The sequence below is a fragment of the Burkholderia perseverans genome (assembly GCF_022870505.1).
In the GTDB taxonomy this organism is placed as follows: domain Bacteria; phylum Pseudomonadota; class Gammaproteobacteria; order Burkholderiales; family Burkholderiaceae; genus Burkholderia; species Burkholderia plantarii.
This window is the reverse complement of sequence record NZ_CP045094.1, coordinates 3,174,242-3,191,983: the sequence shown is the minus strand read 5'-3', so window position 1 is coordinate 3,191,983 and position 17,742 is coordinate 3,174,242. Positions and strand designations below refer to the sequence as shown.

The 17,742-nt window shown below is 67.8% G+C and carries 18 protein-coding genes; 7 read left to right on the top strand and 11 right to left on the bottom strand.

Annotation, left to right across the window (positions count from 1 at the left end; genetic code table 11):
- Window positions 1–54: 54 nt before the first annotated feature.
- The gene (locus BpN12_RS28690) at window positions 55–471 is read left to right on the top strand and encodes a group II truncated hemoglobin (RefSeq protein ID WP_246795542.1); all 417 of its coding nucleotides are present in this window, start codon (window positions 55–57) and stop codon (window positions 469–471) included.
- A gap of 50 nt (window positions 472–521) precedes the next feature.
- On the opposite strand, the gene BpN12_RS28685 is transcribed toward BpN12_RS28690, so the two are convergent.
- The 11 genes from BpN12_RS28685 to BpN12_RS28635 all read right to left on the bottom strand — a co-directional run bounded on the left by BpN12_RS28685 (window position 522) and on the right by BpN12_RS28635 (window position 10,390).
- The gene (locus BpN12_RS28685; RefSeq protein ID WP_246795541.1) at window positions 522–2,387 is read right to left on the bottom strand and encodes an ArnT family glycosyltransferase; all 1,866 of its coding nucleotides are present in this window, start codon (window positions 2,385–2,387) and stop codon (window positions 522–524) included.
- 404 nt (window positions 2,388–2,791) lie between these two features.
- Window positions 2,792–3,550, bottom strand: coding sequence for an SDR family oxidoreductase (locus tag BpN12_RS28680; protein ID WP_246795540.1), 759 nt, complete (start codon window positions 3,548–3,550; stop codon window positions 2,792–2,794).
- Window positions 3,551–3,629: 79 nt separating this feature from the next.
- Window positions 3,630–4,214 (bottom strand): LOG family protein, encoded by a 585-nt coding sequence (locus BpN12_RS28675; protein ID WP_246795539.1) that lies wholly within the window; start codon window positions 4,212–4,214, stop codon window positions 3,630–3,632.
- A complete protein-coding gene (locus BpN12_RS28670) occupies window positions 4,211–4,924 on the bottom strand; it encodes a TetR/AcrR family transcriptional regulator (RefSeq protein WP_042625619.1) in 714 nt (237 codons plus the stop codon). Before BpN12_RS28670 ends, BpN12_RS28675 begins: the two co-directional genes overlap by 4 nt.
- 234 nt (window positions 4,925–5,158) lie before the next feature.
- Window positions 5,159–5,716 carry a diacylglycerol kinase gene (locus BpN12_RS28665; protein WP_246795538.1) on the bottom strand — a complete coding sequence of 186 codons (558 nt, stop codon included), beginning with the start codon at window positions 5,714–5,716 and terminating at the stop codon, window positions 5,159–5,161.
- 8 nt (window positions 5,717–5,724) lie between these two features.
- Window positions 5,725–6,759: a glycosyltransferase family 4 protein gene (locus tag BpN12_RS28660; RefSeq protein ID WP_246795537.1), complete on the bottom strand. Its 1,035-nt coding sequence runs from the start codon at window positions 6,757–6,759 to the stop codon at window positions 5,725–5,727.
- Window positions 6,760–6,802: 43 nt separating this feature from the next.
- Window positions 6,803–7,738, bottom strand: coding sequence for a UDP-2,3-diacylglucosamine diphosphatase (locus BpN12_RS28655; RefSeq protein WP_246795536.1), 936 nt, complete (start codon window positions 7,736–7,738; stop codon window positions 6,803–6,805).
- A 334-nt stretch (window positions 7,739–8,072) separates the two neighbouring features.
- On the bottom strand, window positions 8,073–8,588 hold the full coding sequence (locus BpN12_RS28650; RefSeq protein ID WP_246795535.1) for an RDD family protein: 516 nt from the start codon (window positions 8,586–8,588) through the stop codon (window positions 8,073–8,075).
- Window positions 8,585–9,373 (bottom strand): DUF3106 domain-containing protein, encoded by a 789-nt coding sequence (locus BpN12_RS28645; RefSeq protein WP_246795534.1) that lies wholly within the window; start codon window positions 9,371–9,373, stop codon window positions 8,585–8,587. Before BpN12_RS28645 ends, BpN12_RS28650 begins: the two co-directional genes overlap by 4 nt.
- A 31-nt stretch (window positions 9,374–9,404) precedes the next feature.
- Window positions 9,405–9,830 (bottom strand): DUF3619 family protein, encoded by a 426-nt coding sequence (locus BpN12_RS28640; RefSeq protein WP_246795533.1) that lies wholly within the window; start codon window positions 9,828–9,830, stop codon window positions 9,405–9,407.
- On the bottom strand, window positions 9,827–10,390 hold the full coding sequence (locus BpN12_RS28635) for an RNA polymerase sigma factor (protein ID WP_246795532.1): 564 nt from the start codon (window positions 10,388–10,390) through the stop codon (window positions 9,827–9,829). The genes BpN12_RS28640 and BpN12_RS28635 overlap by 4 nt, the downstream gene beginning before the upstream one ends.
- 335 nt (window positions 10,391–10,725) lie before the next feature.
- On the opposite strand from BpN12_RS28635, the gene BpN12_RS28630 reads away from it, so the two are divergent.
- From BpN12_RS28630 to BpN12_RS28605, 6 genes are all read left to right on the top strand, one after another.
- On the top strand, window positions 10,726–12,489 hold the full coding sequence (locus BpN12_RS28630; RefSeq protein WP_246795531.1) for an acetolactate synthase 3 catalytic subunit: 1,764 nt from the start codon (window positions 10,726–10,728) through the stop codon (window positions 12,487–12,489).
- 117 nt (window positions 12,490–12,606) lie between these two features.
- Window positions 12,607–13,098: an acetolactate synthase small subunit gene (ilvN, locus tag BpN12_RS28625; protein WP_015876551.1), complete on the top strand. Its 492-nt coding sequence runs from the start codon at window positions 12,607–12,609 to the stop codon at window positions 13,096–13,098.
- Between the two features lie 88 nt (window positions 13,099–13,186).
- The gene (gene ilvC, locus BpN12_RS28620; RefSeq protein WP_246795530.1) at window positions 13,187–14,203 is read left to right on the top strand and encodes a ketol-acid reductoisomerase; all 1,017 of its coding nucleotides are present in this window, start codon (window positions 13,187–13,189) and stop codon (window positions 14,201–14,203) included.
- Window positions 14,204–14,323: 120 nt separating this feature from the next.
- Window positions 14,324–14,968, top strand: a complete 645-nt coding sequence (locus BpN12_RS28615; protein ID WP_246795529.1) for a phosphatidylserine decarboxylase — start codon at window positions 14,324–14,326, stop codon at window positions 14,966–14,968.
- A 16-nt stretch (window positions 14,969–14,984) separates the two neighbouring features.
- A complete protein-coding gene (gene pssA / locus BpN12_RS28610) occupies window positions 14,985–15,848 on the top strand; it encodes a CDP-diacylglycerol--serine O-phosphatidyltransferase (RefSeq protein ID WP_246795528.1) in 864 nt (287 codons plus the stop codon).
- 349 nt (window positions 15,849–16,197) lie between these two features.
- Complete coding sequence (locus BpN12_RS28605; protein WP_246795527.1) at window positions 16,198–17,742, top strand: 2-isopropylmalate synthase; 1,545 nt, start codon at window positions 16,198–16,200, stop codon at window positions 17,740–17,742.

Sequence of the window (17,742 nt, the reverse complement as noted above, 5' to 3'; positions counted from 1 at the left end):
TACCTGGAGCCCGATGCGGTATCGTTGCGCTTTTCCCGAATTCCGATTTTCCGTATGACCGACGATGTGACCGACGACGGCGCGCACTCGCAGCCGAGCGCGTTCGAGCTGGTGGGCGGCGAGGCGCGCGTGCGCGAGCTGATCGACCGCTTCTACGACCTGATGGATCTCGAACCCGAGTTCGCGGGGATCCGCGCGCTGCATCCGGCCTCGCTCGACGGCTCGCGCGACAAGACCTTCTGGTTCCTGTGCGGCTGGCTGGGCGGCCCCGACCATTACGTGAGCCGCTTCGGCCACCCGCGGCTGCGCGCGCGGCACCTGCCGTTCCCGATCGGCTCGTCCGAGCGCGACCAGTGGCTGCGCTGCATGGCCTGGGCGATGGAGGACATCGGGCTCGCGCAGCCGCTGCGCGAGCGGCTCATGCATTCGTTCTACGACACCGCCGACTGGATGCGCAACCGCCCGGGTTGATGGCCCGTCGAGGCGGCGCGGCGCCGTTCGCGGCGCCCGCGCCGCTGCGTTCAGCGCGGCTTGCCGCTTTCCGGCGTGCGCACGTAGACGCGCAGCAGTTCCTCGTCGTCGCCGGGCCGCGCGCCCGCCCAGACCGGCTCCCATTCGCCGCCGAGGTCCGGCGTGACCGCGCGCAGCCCCTGCACGATCAGCCAGGTGCAGGCCGTGTCGGCGGGATTGGCGACCGGCCGGTGCTGGATCCCCGAGAAATAGTAGAGCATCGGCGCTTCCGACTCGCCGAGCCCGAGGCTCGCCATGCAGTCGCCCTCGTTCCATTGCAGCTCGAGCTGGCGGTTGAGGCTCGCGAACACCGTGCGATAGCTCTTGGCGGCGTCGAGCCACGGCAGCAGCAGCGTGAAGATCAGCCCCCAGACCAGCAGCACGCCGGCCGCCCACGATAGCGCGCCGCGCCATTTGCCGGTCGCGCGCAGCGACGGCAGCACCCACAGCCAGCCGATCGTCAGCGCCAGCGCGGCGAGCGTGAACGGCAGCTCGAGCGGGGTGGTCCAGTCGAGCGGCAGCCAGCGGCCGAGCCAGCGGATCGGCTCGCGCGACGCGTGGTACGAGGTGATGATCGACCAGATGTACCAGGCGAGGCCGGCGGCCGCGCCGAACACCGCGCGGCTCAGGTAGTCCCAGCCGCGCGCGACGCGCATCGGCAGGCGGCCGACGGCGCCGCCGGCCAGCAGCGCGAGCGGCGCGATGAACGGCAGGATGTAGAGCTCGCGCGAAGTGGCGGCCACCTGCAGCACGATCATGCCGATGCCGGCGAACAGCGCGGGCAGCGCGACGGCCGGCACGCGCCAGGCGCGCCAGCGGCCCGCGGCGAGCGCCCAGGCAGCGAGCGGGCCGACCGGGAAGCCGACCGTGAGCAGCGCGCGCCAGATGAACAGCGGCTTGTCGTTCTCGGCGCCGAGCCGCGGCACCGAAAAGCCGAAGAAGCGACCGACGTTGTTGTCCCAGAACCAGGTCATGAACAGCGTCTCGGAGCGCAGCAGCAGCGCGATCGGCCAGATCAGCGCGAACGGCGCGAACACCAGCGCGGCGACGCCGAGCGAGCGGAAGAACGCGCGGCTGCGGCAGGCCGGATACAGCACGAGCAGCGCCGCGAGCGTCGCGCCGAACACGAGCGGCACGAACAGGCCCTTGGCCATCAGCGCGATGCCGACGCCGGCGCCGAACCCGGCTGCCGCGAAACGGCTCGCGGGGCGTCCGCTGCAGCGGGCCGTCACGAGTTCGAGCAGCGACGAGAACGCGATCGCGGCACCGGCCATCAGCGCCACGTCGGTCATCATGTCGTGGACGTGCTTGACCACCACCAGCGTCCCCGCGCAGAGCGCAACCGGGCCGATCACGTCGAGTTCGAACCAGCGCCGCGCGCCGCTCGCGATGCGCGCCGAGCGGGCCGTGAAGCCGAACGCGAGCGCGGCGAACAGGGCGCTCGCGAGCCGCGCCGCGTCGTGCAGCGGCAGGTAGCGGCCGACCAGCCAGGCCAGTGCCGCGGCGGTCCAGTCGTAGAGCGGCGGCTTTTCGAGGAATGGCTGGCCGGCGTTGGTCGGCACGACCAGATCGCCGGTATCGAGCATGTGCTGGATGATGCCGAACGTGTAGGTCTCGTCCTGCTTCCACGGATCGTGGCCGAAGATGCCGGGCAGCAGGTAGGCGCAGGCCACCGCGGCGACCAGCAGCCAGACGCGCAGGCCGGTTGGCGCGAACGCGGCCGCCTGCACGCGCGGCCGCGCGCCGTCGGCGAGCGGCAGCCCGGCCCGGGCGGTGGTGCGGGCCTCGTCCGCGGGTGGGCGCTCGGGGCCGGCGGTATGGCGAAACGGGGTACGCGCGGACGAGCGCGTGCCGCCGGGAGTTGCGGGTCCCTGCATCGAAGAACGTCTCAGAAGTCGGTTGCCCAGCCGGCGACGTGGGCCGATTGGTGGAAGGTGCCGTGGGGAGGCGGAAACGCGGCGGGTACCACGATAGACGCTAGTAAAGCACGTTTTTATTACCGTTTGTTACGTGAAACTGTCGTGCCATTGTGAGGATTTTTCGGCTGTGTGCAGATTTGTCGATTGCACGTTTGCGCGCGGCGCTTTTGTGCGACAGAGCAGGGGGCGGCGAGGGGAAATCGACTGAAGAATCGGCGGCCTGTTAAGGACTTCGAAGCGACCGACAGGGGCAGGAATCAGAGGGGAACAACGTACACGACGGTTGCGTGCCGTCGACCCGGCCGGGTCTCTCGCGTGCCGCCGTCGATGGCGCGCTGGTGCTGGCGCTGGGGGCGCGAAGCCTAGCGTCCGCCGCCGACGTCGACGAGCGTGCCGGTCACATACGAGGCGGCATCGCCGAGCAGCCAGACGATCGCCTCGGCCACTTCGCCGGCGCGGCCCGGCCGGCCGATCGGCGTGAGCGCGCCGAGCCGGGCGGCGCGATCGGGCTGGCCGCCGCTTGCATGGATCTCGGTGTCGATCAGGCCCGGGCGCACCGCGTTCACGCGCACGCCGTGCGGCGCGAGCTCCTTGGCCAGGCCGAGCGTGAGCGAATCGACGGCGCCTTTCGCGCCCGCGTAGTCGACGTATTCGTTCGGCGAGCCGAGCCGCGCGGCCAGCGACGAGACGTTGACGATCGCGCCGCCGCGTCCGCCGCGATCAGTGGGCAGCCGCCGCGCGGCCTCGCGGGCGCACAGGTAGGCGCCCAGCACGTTGACGTCGAACACGCGTGTGAGCCGCGCGAGGTCCATCTCGGCGAGCGGCTGCGGCGGCGCGACGATGCCGGCGTTGTTGACGAGCGCGTCGAGCGGGCCGAGCTCGGCCTCGACGGCATCGAACATCGCGATCACGTCGGCCTCGACGGCCACGTCGCCGCGAATCGTGACGGCGCGGCCGCCGGCGGCGCGGATCGCGCCGGCGACGGCCTCGGCCGCCTGCGCGTCACGCGCGTAGTTGATGCCGACGGCCCAGCCGCGCGCGGCGGCGAGTTGCGCGGTCGCGGCACCGATGCCGCGGCTCGCGCCAGTGACGAGGACGACCTTGTCGAGCGAGGCGGACATCGGGGCGAGGCTCCTGAACCGGTGAGATGGGCAGGTCCGCGCGCGGGCCTGGCAGGCAAGGCGGGAGGCGCGGCGCGCCTCAGGGCGCGTCGGCCACCGGCTGCCACTTGTCGCGCGCGGGCGGTTGGTAGCGGCGCAGCCGTTCGAGCAGGCCGTCGGCCGCTGCGTCGATGCAGAGCGCGTCGAGGTAGGTGCCGGCCATGAAGCCTTCGTCCACGGTGTGCCGCAGCATCGCCACGAGCGGATCGTAGAAGCCCTCGACGTTCAGCAGCGCGACCGGCTTGCGGTGATAGCCGAGCTGCGCCCAGGTGAATACCTCGAAGAATTCCTCGAGCGTGCCGGCGCCGCCCGGCATGGCGACGAACGCGTCGGACAGGTCGGCCATCATCTTCTTGCGGTGATGCATGTCGGGCACCACGTGCAGCTCGGTCAGCCCCTGGTGGCCGACTTCCTTGTCGACCAGCAGCTGCGGGATCACGCCGATCGCGCGGCCGCCGGCGGCCAGCACCGCGTCGGCGATGATGCCCATCAGCCCGACGCGGCCGCCGCCGTAGACGAGCGTGAGTTCGGCCGCGGCCAGTGCCCGGCCGAAGCCGCGCGCCGCTTCGGCATACACGCCGCGCGCGCCCGGCGACGAACCGCAATAGACGCAGACCGATTTCATGGCTTGGAGTCCTTCTGCGCGCCGCGCGGCGGCAGGTAGTCGTGGAATTCGCGCTTGGGCAGCTTGCCCGAGACGAGATCGTCGAAGATCTGACGCGAACGGCCGCGCAGGTACGGCGCCATCACCGAGATCACGTGCATGCTGACCTGGTGCAACTCGTCGCGGATCGCGTCCTGGTCATTGTACTTGCGCGGATGCATAACGTATTGATACGAGAGCCAGTAGGTCGAGATCACGCCCATGTTGGTGGCGATCACCTCGATCTCGGCCGGCGTCGCCACTAGTTCGTCGTCGGACACCAGCAGCTCGCACATCTCGCGCGCGAAGCGCACCTTGTGGCTGATGATCTGCTTGAAGTGGGTTTCGAGCGTGCGGTTGCGGGCCAGCAGGTCGTTCAGGTCGCGATACAGGAACCGGTAGGTCCACATGAAATCGGCCATGTACTGCAGGTAGGACCAGGTCTCGTCGATGGTCGGACGGTGATCTTCGGGAAAGCGCAGCCGCCGTTCGATCTGCTGCTCGAACTGCGCGAAGATGCTGTTGATGATGTCGTCCTTGTTGCGGAAATGGTAGTACAGGTTGCCTGGACTGATTTCCATTTCCTCGGCGATCGTCGTGGTCGTCACGTTCGGCTCGCCGATCTCGTTGAATAGCTTCAACGACAGCTCGAGGATCCGTTCACGCGTGCGGCGGGGAGGTTTCGCTTCCATGTGTCGTCCGGCCCTGTGTGTGCCGGACTGGCGGGCGCTGCATGAGGATGCTGCGGATTCGTCCGGCTCGGTTGGCTGTTCTTTCGAGACTATCGGACGATTATAAACGGTCGTTCGCTTTTCAGGCGCATTTCGTGATCCCAATCAGGGCACGAACAATGGCGCCGTGATCGGGCCTCGGTCAGGCCGCGATCACGGTGCCGCGCGATGCCGGAACGGTCGCCGGCGGCGTGCTCAGCGCCCGAGCCAGTGCCCGACCACGGGCCACAGGATGAAGCCCCAGGTCGCGAGGCAGGCGCCCAGCGCGACCGTCACGGCCGCGCTGCCGAGGTCCTTGGCGCGCTTGGACAGTTCGTGGCGCTCCAGCGAAATCCGGTCGATCGCCGCTTCCACGCTGGAATTCAGCAGTTCGACGATCAGCACCAGCAGCACCGAGCCGATCAGCAGCGCATGCGAGACCGCGTCGACCGGCACCAGCACGCCGATCGGCAGCAGGATCGCGGCGAGCGTCAGTTCCTGGCGAAACGCGCTCTCCTCGCGGATCGCCACCTGGAAGCCGTTGACCGAGTGCTTGAGCGCGTACCAGGCGCGCGTGAGCCCGCGATTGCCCTTGTACGGATTCGGCGGCAGCGGCGCGAGCGGGTCGTCGGTGCCGAGCGGCTCGTGCGTGTCGGGGCCGTCGTGCGCATCGTGGGAGTCGCTCTCGGCATGCGGATCGCGCGCGAACGCGGCGGCGTTCAGCGCGGGACGACGCAACGGCGAGGGCGACGGAGCGGGCGCTTTCGCGCGCATGGCTGGTTTCAAACGGCTGCGCCTTGAGGTTGGGAGCTGGCGGTTTTCTGCAGCGGCTTCAGGTGCGAGGCGAACTGCTCGGACGCGGCGCGCCACGAGAAGCGCTCGGCCCAGGCGCGCGCATCGGCGCGATCGATCTTCAGCGCTTCGAGGCAGGCCTCGCGCAGGTCGTCGTTCATCGCACCGGCGTTGCCGCCGCCGAGCACGTCGACCGGGCCCGTCACCGGGTAGGCCGCCACCGGCGTGCCGCAGGCCAGCGCCTCGAGCAGCACCAGCCCGAACGTGTCGGTCTTGCTCGGGAACACGAACACGTCGGCCGCCGCGTACACCTTGGCGAGCTCCGCCTGCGTCAGCACGCCAAGGTAGTTCGCCTCAGGATAGCGTGATTTCAGTTCGGCGAGCGCCGGGCCTTCGCCCGCCACCCACTTCGAGCCGGGCAGGTCGAGCTTCAGGAACGCCTCGACGTTCTTCTCGATCGCCACGCGCCCGACGTAGAGGAAGATCGGCCGCGCCGTGTTCAGCACCTTCGATTCCATCGGCTCGAAGATGTCGAGGTCGACGCCGCGCGTCCACAGCACCACGTTGTCGAAGCCGAACGTCTCGAGATCCTGCTTGACCACCGGGGTGGGCGCCATCACCGCCAGCGAGGCGCCGTGGAACCAGCGCAGGAAGCGGTAGGTGGCCGACAGCGGGATGCCGAAGCGCGCCTGCACGTATTCGGGGAAGCGCGTGTGGTAGGCGGTCGTGAACGGCAGCTTGTGCTTGCGCGCGTAGCGGCGCGCAGCCATGCCGAGCGGGCCTTCGGTGGCGATGTGCAGCGCGTCGGGCGCGAACTCGTCGATGCGCGAGCGCAGCCGCGCATACGGGAACAGCGACAGGCGGATTTCGGGATACGTCGGGCAGGGGATCGTGCGGAACTCGAGCGGAGTGAGCAGCTCGACGCGGTGGCCGAGCGCGGTCAGCTCGCGCGAGGTGCTCTTGAGCGTGCGCACGACGCCGTTGACTTGCGGCTCCCATGCATCGGTGACGATCATGATCTTCATGCAGGCATTCCTGTAGGGTGCTGGGCGCGGAACAGCGGCAGGCTCACGCGGTGGCCTTGGCCTTGCGCGAGGTGGTGGCGGGCGGCGATTGCATCACCGTCCAGTAAACGATCTTCAGCTCGCCTTCCATGGTCTCGACGAGCGCGGACAGGCTCTCGACCCAGTCGCCGTCGTTGCAGTACAGCACGCCGTCGATGTCGCGGATCTCGGCTTTGTGGATGTGGCCGCAGACCACGCCGTCGCAGCCGCGGCGGCGCGCTTCGTCGGTCATCGCGTTCTCGAACGACGAAATGAAGTTCACGGCGTTCTTGACCTGGTGCTTCAGGTACTGCGACAGCGACCAGTACTGGAAGCCGAGCCGGCTGCGGATCCGGTTGAACCAGCGGTTCAGCACGAGGATCAGCGTGTAGGCCGTGTCGCCGAGATAGGCGAGCCACTTCGCGTGCTGGATCACGCCGTCGAACAGGTCGCCGTGGACGATCCAGAGCCGCTTGCCCGTGAGCGTCGTGTGGAACGCCTCGCCGCGCACCTGGATGTCGCCGAACGCGAGGTCGCAGAACTGCCGCGCGGCCTCGTCGTGGTTGCCGGGGATATAGACGACCTGCGAGCCCTTGCGCGCCTTGCGCAGGATCTTCTGCACCACGTCGTTGTGCGCCTGCGGCCAGTACCAGCCCTTGCGCAGCTGCCAGCCGTCGATGATGTCGCCGACCAGATACAGGTATTCCGACTCGTTGTGGCGCAGGAAATCGAGCAGGTACTCGGCCTGGCAGCCGCTCGTGCCGAGGTGGATGTCGGACAGCCAGATGGTGCGATAGCGGTGCGACGGGCCGTCGGATTCGTCGTGATGACCGGCCGTGGCGCCTGCCGACGGCGGTGCGAGCGCCTCGTCGGCCGATGCGCCGGACAGGAACGCCGCGGCCGTTGCATGCGCGCCGGCCGGATCTCGAAAGAAGGTAGTCGCGGACGTTTTGAGGCCCATGCGTGACTCGCGCCGATTGATATAACCGGCATTCCGCCATGTGGACGTGACCATGCCGTGACAGTCACGAAATGTTCTTATTACATTGTTTTCAAACGGAAAGGTGCGGTAACGCGGGGACTGCGAAACGACCCGCGGGGCGGGCGGAACGGCGTGGCGAGGCGGTCTTGACGGGAGCGCGGAGCGTTTGATTCATCGCACTACGCGGGCATGACAGGCCGGTGGCATTGTCTCCCGGCCGCAACAGGCGAGGCTCGATGAAAGGGAACCGCGAAACGGTGGAGAGACGATGGAGGGAGGTGGTCCGTCAGCGACGCGCGAGGCATCGAGCGCCTCAACGCGGCACGGCCTCGATGCGCGTGCCGGCCAGCCGGTCGTGCGGAAACCGCCGGCCGCGGTCGAGCCGCGCGGCGAGCGCCCACAGCGCGATCCAGACGGTGCTCGCGACGAGCGTTGCCGGCACGCTCAGCGCGAGCAGCGGATGCAGCGTGAGCGGCGGCACGAACCAGAGCCAGGCGAGCAGGTAGCGCCACAGCGCGCGCGCCGGCGAGAGCGGCGCGCCGGCGGCGGTGACCACGCGCAGCCGCCAGGTCTTCATCGGCAGGGTCTGCCCGCCGTGCGTCCAGAACCAGACGAAATAGGCGCCGACCACCAGCGCGATCCAGGCGGCGAGCCACCGGTGATGAACGAGGCCGTTGCGCTGGCCGAGCGCCAGCGCGAACGCGAGGCCGGCGAAGAACACCACGCCGAACAGCAGCACGGCTTCGTAAAGGAGGGCGGCGAGCCGGCGTCGCACGCTCGGCGGCGCGCCGGGCCCGGAGCGGGCGGAAGCAGCCGGCGCGGCGCTCACGATCCCTGGTAGATCGACGGCGTATCGGCCGGCGAGACCGGTTGCGCGGCCGGCGGCGGGAGTGTGCCGGAGGCCGCCGTGGTGGGCGGCGCCGCGCCGGGGCCGGCGGCACCGGGGACCGGCGGCGAGGGCGGCACGAGCGGGGTGAGCGCCGGCACCGCCGAGCGGTCGTGCGCGTTTACGAGCCGGTTGATGTCGCGATCGCTCTTGCCGGACGGCGGCGCGCTGACGACGGTCGGGCGCCGGTGGCGCTCGGCGGCCGCGAGCCGGGCCTTCTGTTCCGGCGGCAGCTTCTGGTAGTCCCTCCAGGCGCGTTCGCGCGCCTGCGCGGGCAGGTCTTTCGAGGCCTGGTAGTTCTCGCGCGCGACGCGCCGTTCCTCGGGCGTCATGCCGGCCCATTGCGTCATCCGCTCATGCAGCCGTTTCTGCTCGTCGGGCGACATTTTCGGGAATCGCGCCGCGATCTTCAGCCATTTGCGCCGGCGGGCCTCGCTGAAACCGTCCCACAGGTGCTCGAACGGCGCCAGCGCCGCGCGTTGCGGCAGGCTCAGGCGCGCCCATGACAGCGGGCTGGCGGCCGGCAGGCTCGGAAAGCCGCCCGGCAGCGACAGGCCGGCGGCCGGCTGCGTGACGTGCGGCGCGCTGGTGCCGGCGGGGGCCGAGGCCGGCGTCGGCACCGGCGTGGCGGGCGGGGGCGATTCCTCGAAACGCGGATAGGTGGCCGCGTAAGCGATCGCGAGCGCGATCACGCTCCCGAAAAATATCGCCAGTCCCCGTTTCTGCATCGCCCCGTGCTTCCTTTTTCCGTGGTCGCGCTCAGCGCGTGTGTGACAGATAGGCGTTGAAGCCGTGGTCGAGGTAGGCGTTGAGCGGCAGATCATCGCTCAGCATCGCGGCATCGATGTCCGCGAGTTCGGCCGTGTGCTGCAGGTTTTCCCAGTAGGCGATGCCGGCGATGCCGGCCAGCAGCACGGCCAGCGGCAGCGCCCGCGCGATCCGGCGCGCCAGCGAGACGGGCCGCGGCGCCGGGCCGCGCGCGAGGCCGAGGCTGCCGGTGCCGGCGCCCGCGAGCGCCGGCACCAGCACCAGGCCGGCGTCGGGCTTCTTGCGCGCGAGCGCGGCCCGGCGCGCGGCGGCGAGCCGGTCGGCGGCCGACGGCGGCAGCGTGGCGGCGCGCTCGTCCAGCGCGCGGCGGATCTTCAGGGCGAATTCGAGTTCTTTGAGTTCGGGAGCGGAGCTCATAGCGTGATTCCTTTGGCCTTGAGCGCTTGCGCCAATGTGTGCGTGGCCCGGGAGCAGTGCGTCTTGACGCTGCCCTCGGAGCAGCCCATGGCGGCGGCTGTTTCGGCGACGTCCATATCTTCCCAATAACGCATCAGGAAAGCTTCCCGTTGACGCGCCGGCAGCTTGCGAATTTCATCGTCGATCAGCGACAGCACCTGCTCGCGCTCGAGGCGCGTCTCGCTGCTTTCCACGCCGCTGCCATTGTCGGCCGATTCGAGCGTTTCGAGCGGATCGAACTCGTCGTCGTCGGCGTTGCCGAGCGACGAGAACAGGCTCACCCAGGTGTTGCGGACTTTCTGCCGACGAAAATAGTCGTGGATCGCATTCTGCAGGATGCGCTGGAACAGCAGCGGCAGCTCGGCGGCCGGCCGGTCGCCGTATTTCTCCGCGAGGCGGATCATCGCGTCCTGCACGATGTCGAGCGACGCGTCGTCGTCGCGCACCGCGTAGGCAGCCTGCTTGAACGCGCGCCGTTCGACGCCCGCCAGAAAGTCGGCGAGTTCCTTGTCTGATGCCATTCCGTGAAAAGGTCTGCGCTCGAAGGGCTGGTAGGACGAAAAATTCCGTAAACGGGCCGGATGCTAACAAATTTTCGCGCCGCCCGGCACGCCGCGTGGCGCCGGACCGTTGTCGCGGCAACCTGGCGCCTGGCCCGGCGCTGGCCGGCGGGAGATTTTTCCTTGACCACTTGACGCCGACACGATATTGTCGGCGGTTCGCAACATAAGTGATGGTCACATTTGAGGCTGGCCCAAGAAGCCAGCTCGTCAACTGGACGCGCCGCTTGAACCCGAGCCACAAGTTCGGCAGAGAGCACCCGATCAATTTTTTGCCGAAAATTCGAAAGGTCCATATGAACATGCCCAGCGCGGAATTCTCCACGTCGGAACCCGTTTCTGCCCCGTCGAGCGACTCGATCGGCGCCACCGTGCTCATGAAGGCACTGGCCGACGAGAACGTCGAATTCATCTGGGGCTATCCCGGCGGCTCGGTTCTCTACATCTACGACGAACTCTACAAGCAGGACAAGGTCCAGCACGTGCTCGTGCGCCATGAACAGGCGGCGGTGCATGCGGCGGACGCCTATGCGCGTTCGACCGGCAACGTCGGCTGCTGCCTCGTCACGTCCGGCCCGGGCGTGACCAATGCCGTCACCGGCATCGCCACGGCCTACATGGATTCGGTGCCGCTCGTCGTGATCAGCGGCCAGGTGCCGACCGCGGCGATCGGCCAGGACGCATTCCAGGAATGCGACACGGTCGGCATCACGCGCCCCTGCGTCAAGCACAACTTCCTCGTGAAGGACGTGCGCGAGCTGGCCGAAACCGTCAAGAAGGCGTTCTTCATCGCCCGTACCGGCCGTCCCGGCCCCGTGCTGATCGACATCCCGAAGGACGTGTCGAAGATGCCGTGCGAGTACGTGCCGGTCAAGAGCGTTTCGCTGCGCTCGTACAACCCGGTCACCAAGGGCCACTCGGGCCAGATCCGCAAGGCGGTCTCGCTGCTGCTGTCGGCCAAGCGCCCGTACATCTACACCGGCGGCGGCGTGATTCTCGCCGACGCCGCGCGCGAGCTGAACCAGTTCGCGGACCTGCTCGGCTACCCGGTCACCAATACGCTGATGGGGCTCGGCGGCTATCGCGCCTCCGATCCGAAGTTCCTCGGCATGCTCGGCATGCACGGCACCTACGAAGCCAACATGGCGATGCAGCACTGCGACGTGCTGATCGCCATCGGCGCGCGCTTCGACGACCGCGTGATCGGCGATCCGGCGCACTTCTCGTCGCGTCCGCGCAAGATCATCCACATCGACATCGATCCGTCGTCGATCAGCAAGCGCGTGAAGGTCGACATCCCGATCGTCGGCGACGTGAAGGAAGTGCTGAAGGAACTGATCGAGCAGCTGCAGACGGCCGAGCACGGCCCCGACACCGAGGCGCTCGCGCAATGGTGGAAGGACATCGAGGCCTGGCGCGCGAAGGACTGCCTGAAGTTCGACCGCGAGAGCGAGATCATCAAGCCGCAGTACGTGGTCGAGACGCTCTGGAAGCTGACGGGCGGCGACGCCTACGTCTGCTCGGACGTCGGCCAGCACCAGATGTGGGCCGCGCAGTTCTACCGCTTCGACAAGCCGCGCCGCTGGATCAACTCGGGCGGCCTCGGTACCATGGGCTTCGGCCTGCCGGCCGCGATGGGCGTCAAGATGGCCCATCCGGACGACGACGTCGTCTGCATCACCGGCGAGGGCTCGATCCAGATGTGCATCCAGGAGCTGTCGACCTGCAAGCAGTACGACACGCCCGTCAAGATCATCTCGCTGAACAACCGCTACCTCGGCATGGTCCGCCAGTGGCAGCAGATCGAATACAGCAAGCGCTACTCCCATTCGTACATGGACGCGCTGCCCGATTTCGTGAAGCTCGCCGAGGCGTTCGGCCACGTCGGGATGCGCATCGAAAAAACCGCCGATGTGGAGCCGGCGCTGAAGGAAGCGCTGCGCCTCAAGGATCGCACCGTATTTCTCGACTTTCAGACCGATCCGACCGAGAACGTCTGGCCGATGGTCCAGGCCGGCAAGGGCATCACGGAGATGCTGCTCGGATCGGAAGATCTGTAACGGCGCCGCCGCGCGTCGCGCCCCGCGCCCCCGCCTTCACGAAGGGCGGGCGGGGCCGGGCGGCGCGCGCCGCGCATTCGAACTGAATCAGTCGAGACTTATCGGGAACAAGCGAACATGAGACACATCATTTCCGTGCTGCTGGAAAACGAACCGGGCGCGCTGTCGCGCGTCGTCGGCCTGTTCTCGGCACGCGGCTACAACATCGAAACCTTGACGGTGGCGCCGACCGAAGATCATTCGCTGTCGCGTCTGACCATCGTCTCCATCGGCTCCGACGACGTGATCGAACAGATCACGAAGCATCTGAACCGCCTGATCGAGGTGGTGAAAGTGGTGGACCTGACCGACGGTGCCCACATCGAGCGGGAGCTCATGCTGATCAAGGTGCGAGCGGTAGGCAAGGAACGCGAAGAAATGAAGCGGATGGCGGATATCTTCCGCGGCCGCATCATCGACGTGACCGAAAAAACCTACACAATCGAATTGACGGGCGCGAGCGACAAGCTCGACGCATTCATCCAGGGGCTGGACGCCGGCGCGATTCTCGAAACCGTGCGCACCGGCAGCTCGGGCATCGGTCGCGGCGAGCGCATCCTGAAGGTCTGATGCGGCCGTATCGAACGAAGCCGGTGGCGCCGTCATGCCCCGGTGATCCCAATCATTGAACACATTAATGCACTGCGAAGGAACCATCATGAAAGTTTTCTACGACAAGGACGCCGACCTCTCCCTCATCAAGGGCAAGCAGGTCACGATCATCGGCTACGGCTCGCAAGGCCATGCCCACGCGCTGAACCTGAAGGACAGCGGTGTGAACGTGACGGTCGGCCTGCGCAAGGGCGGCGCGTCGTGGAGCAAGGCCGAGAACGCCGGCCTCGCCGTCAAGGAAGTCGCTGAAGCCGTGAAGGGCGCCGACGTCGTCATGATGCTGCTGCCGGACGAGCAGATCGCCGAGGTCTACGCCAAGGAAGTCCACGCCAACGCCAAGGAAGGCGCCGCGCTGGCCTTCGCGCACGGCTTCAACGTCCACTACGGCCAGGTGATCCCGCGCGCGGATCTGGACGTCATCATGATCGCGCCGAAGGCCCCGGGCCACACGGTGCGTGGCACCTACTCGCAAGGTGGCGGCGTGCCGCACCTGATCGCCGTGGCGCAGGACAAGTCGGGCGCGGCGCGCGACATCGCGCTGTCCTACGCGGCAGCCAACGGCGGCGGCCGTGCCGGCATCATCGAGACGAACTTCCGCGAAGAAACCGAAACCGATCTGTTCGGCGAGCAGGCCGTGCTGTGCGGCGGTACCGTCGACCTGATCAAGGCCGGTTTCGAGACGCTGGTCGAAGCGGGCTACGCGCCGGAAATGGCGTACTTCGAGTGCCTGCACGAGCTGAAGCTGATCGTCGACCTGATCTATGAAGGCGGCATCGCCAACATGAACTACTCGATCTCGAACAACGCCGAGTACGGCGAGTACGTGACGGGCCCGCGCATCGTCACGGCCGAGACCAAGAAGGCCATGAAGGCGGTCCTGACGGACATCCAGACGGGCGAGTACGCGAAGAGCTTCATCCTTGAGAACAAGGCCGGCGCCCCGACGCTGCAGTCGCGCCGCCGCCTGACGGCCGAGCACCAGATCGAGCAGGTCGGCGCGAAGCTGCGCGCGATGATGCCGTGGATCGCGAAGAACAAGCTGGTCGACCAGTCGAAGAACTAAGCGTCCGTTGAATGGCCGGCCCCGTTTTCGCGGGCCGGCTCAGGAAAAGCCGCCCGAAGGCCGCAGTGCCCCGGGCGGCTTTTGTTATGCTACGGGCTTTGCAATCCAACGAACCACTCCATGAACTATCCTCATCCGATCATCGCGCGCGAAGGCTGGCCGTTCATCGCGATCGCTGCCGTCGTCGCGCTGTTGATCCATGCAGTCGCGGGGTTCGGTCTCGCCTGGCCGTTCTGGCTGCTGCTCATCTTCGTGGTGCAGTTCTTCCGGGATCCGGCCCGGCCGATCCCGACCCAGGCCAACGCCGTGCTGTGCCCGGCCGACGGGCGCATCGTCGCGGTCGAGACCGCGCATGATCCGTATGCGAACCGCGAGGCGCTCAAGATCAGCGTGTTCATGAACGTGTTCAACGTCCACTCGCAGCGTTCGCCGGTGGATGGCGCCATCACCAAGGTCGAGTATTTCCCGGGTGCGTTCCTGAACGCGGCGATCGACAAGGCCTCGACCGAGAACGAGCGCAACGCGGTGGTGATCCACACGGGCAGCGACCACATCGTCACCTCGGTGCAGATCGCCGGGCTGGTGGCGCGCCGGATCCTCTGCTACGTGCGTGCGGGCGAGCCGCTCACGCGCGGCCAGCGCTACGGCTTCATCCGCTTCGGCTCACGGGTGGACGTCTATCTGCCGGTCGGCAGCCGCGCCCGCGTCTCGATCGGCGAAAAGGTCTCCGCATCGTCGACGATTCTCGCTGAATTGCCGCTGTAAGCGGCAGGGAGGCCCGATGGCTGCATTCAAACCGCGCCGGCCGCGCAACGGCAAGTCCCTGCCGCGGTCGTTCCGCCATAACAAGGCGCTCGGTGCCGACACGTCGAGCGCCGAACCGCGCCGCGCCGCGCGCCAGCGGTTCCTGCGCACGCGCGGCATCTATCTGCTGCCGAACGCGTTCACCACGGCCGCGCTGTTCTGCGGTTTCTTCGCCGTGGTGCAGGCGATGAACGTGCGCTTCGAGATCGCGGCGATCGCGATCTTCGTGGCGATGGTGCTCGACGGCATGGACGGGCGCGTCGCGCGCATGACGCATACGCAAAGCGCGTTCGGCGAGCAATTCGACAGCCTGTCGGACATGGTGTCGTTCGGCGTCGCGCCGGCGCTCGTGATGTACGAGTGGGTGCTGAAGGACCTCGGCCGCTGGGGCTGGCTTGCCGCGTTCGTCTACTGCTCGGGCGCCGCGCTGCGGCTCGCGCGCTTCAACACCAACATCGGCGTGGTCGACAAGCGCTTCTTCCAGGGCCTGCCGAGCCCGGCCGCGGCCGCGCTGATCGCCGGCTTCGTCTGGCTCGCCACCGACAACCGCGTGCCGCTCAAGCTCGGCTGGCTGCCGTGGGTGGCGTTCGTGCTCACCATCTATGCGGGCGTGACGATGGTGTCGAACGCGCCGTTCTACAGCGGCAAGGCGCTCGACGTGCGGCACCGCGTGCCGTTCGCGGCGATCCTGCTGGTGGTGGTCGCGTTCGTGCTCGTCTCGTCCGATCCGCCGCTGATGCTGTTCGGCCTGTTCGTGCTGTACGGCCTGTCAGGCTATGTGTTCTGGGGCTACATGGCGATCCGCGGGCGTGCCAACCCGGCGCGCTCGGCCAAGTCCTGACACCGGTTCTGTTCCTGCCGGGGCGACCCGACCGTGGTCCCCGGCAAGGCGGGGTCACATGATGTTTCCCGCGCGACGGCGGCCCTCGGGCCGCCGTTTTGCTACCCGCTGCCAGCTCGGCGGGCCGCCCGATTGCACGTGTCCGGGAATGCCGCTATATTCCCCGCCATGATTTTGTTTTCCCGCCTTTCCTTCCTTCGAGCCGCCGCGCCCCTATGTGCCGCGGCATCGGCGCGCCTGCCGCGCTGAGCGTCTTCGCCCCCGTCGAGCTTCGTCGATTGTCGAGCGTCGCCTGCGGTGGCGCGAACTCCATCGTTTCGTTGCACCCACAAGATCCCCGGAGTCCCCCATGACCGACAAACTGATTATTTTCGACACGACCCTGCGTGACGGCGAGCAGTCGCCCGGCGCGTCGATGACGAAGGAAGAAAAGATCCGTATCGCCAGGCAGCTCGAGCGGATGAAGGTGGACGTGATCGAGGCCGGTTTCGCGGCCAGCTCGAATGGCGATTTCGACGCGATCCACACCATCGCGGGCCTCGTGAAGGACAGCACGATCTGTTCGCTCGCGCGCGCCAACGACAAGGACATCCAGCGCGCGGCCGACGCGCTGAAGCCGGCCGAGAGCTTCCGGATCCACACCTTCATCGCCACTTCGCCGCTGCACATGGAGAAGAAGCTGCGCATGACGCCGGACCAGGTGTTCGAGCAGGCGCGCCTCGCCGTGCGCTTCGCGCGCAAGTTCACCGACAACGTCGAGTTCTCGCCCGAGGACGGCAGCCGCTCCGACATGGATTTCCTCTGCCGCGTGCTGGAAGCCGTGATCGCCGAGGGCGCGACCACCATCAACATCGCCGACACGGTCGGCTACGGCGTGCCCGAGCTGTACGGCAATCTCGTGAAGACGCTGCGCGAGCGGATCCCGAATTCGGACAAGGCGATCTTCTCGGTCCACTGCCACAACGATCTCGGCATGGCGGTGGCGAACTCGCTGGCCGGCGTGCAGATCGGCGGCGCGCGCCAGGTCGAATGCACCATCAACGGGCTCGGCGAGCGCGCCGGCAACACCTCGCTCGAAGAGATCGTGATGGCGGTGAAGACGCGCCGCGACTACTTCGGCCTCGACGTCGGCCTCGACACCACGCAGATCGTGCCGGCCTCGAAGCTGGTCTCGCAGATCACCGGCTTCGTCGTGCAGCCGAACAAGGCGGTGGTCGGCGCGAACGCGTTCGCGCACGCGTCGGGCATCCACCAGGACGGCGTGCTGAAGGCGCGCGACACCTACGAGATCATGCGCGCCGAAGACGTGGGCTGGACCGCCAACAAGATCGTGCTCGGCAAGCTGTCGGGCCGCAACGCGTTCAGGCAGCGCCTGCAGGAGCTCGGCGTGTCGCTCGACAGCGAAGGCGAGCTGAACGCCGCGTTCATGCGCTTCAAGGATCTCGCGGACCGCAAGGCCGAGATCTTCGACGAGGACATCATCGCGATCGTCTCGGAGGAATCGGCGCTCGCGCACGAACACGAGCACTACAAGTTCGTGTCGCTGGCGCAGCGTTCGGAGACGGGCGAGCCGCCGCAAGCGAAGGTCGTGTTCGCGGCCGGCGGCGGCGAGGTGACGGGCGAGGCGCGCGGCAACGGGCCGGTGGACGCGACGTTCAACGCGATCGAGACCGAGGTGGGCAGCGGCGCCGAACTCGTGCTGTATTCGGTCAACGCGATCACGACCGGCACCCAGGCGCAGGGCGAGGTGACCGTGCGGCTGTCGAAGAGCGGCCGGATCGTCAACGGCGTCGGCACCGATCCCGACATCGTCGCCGCCTCGGCGAAGGCATATCTGTCGGCGCTGAACAAGCTGCACTCGAACGTCGACAAGCTGAACCCGCAGCTGTCCTGA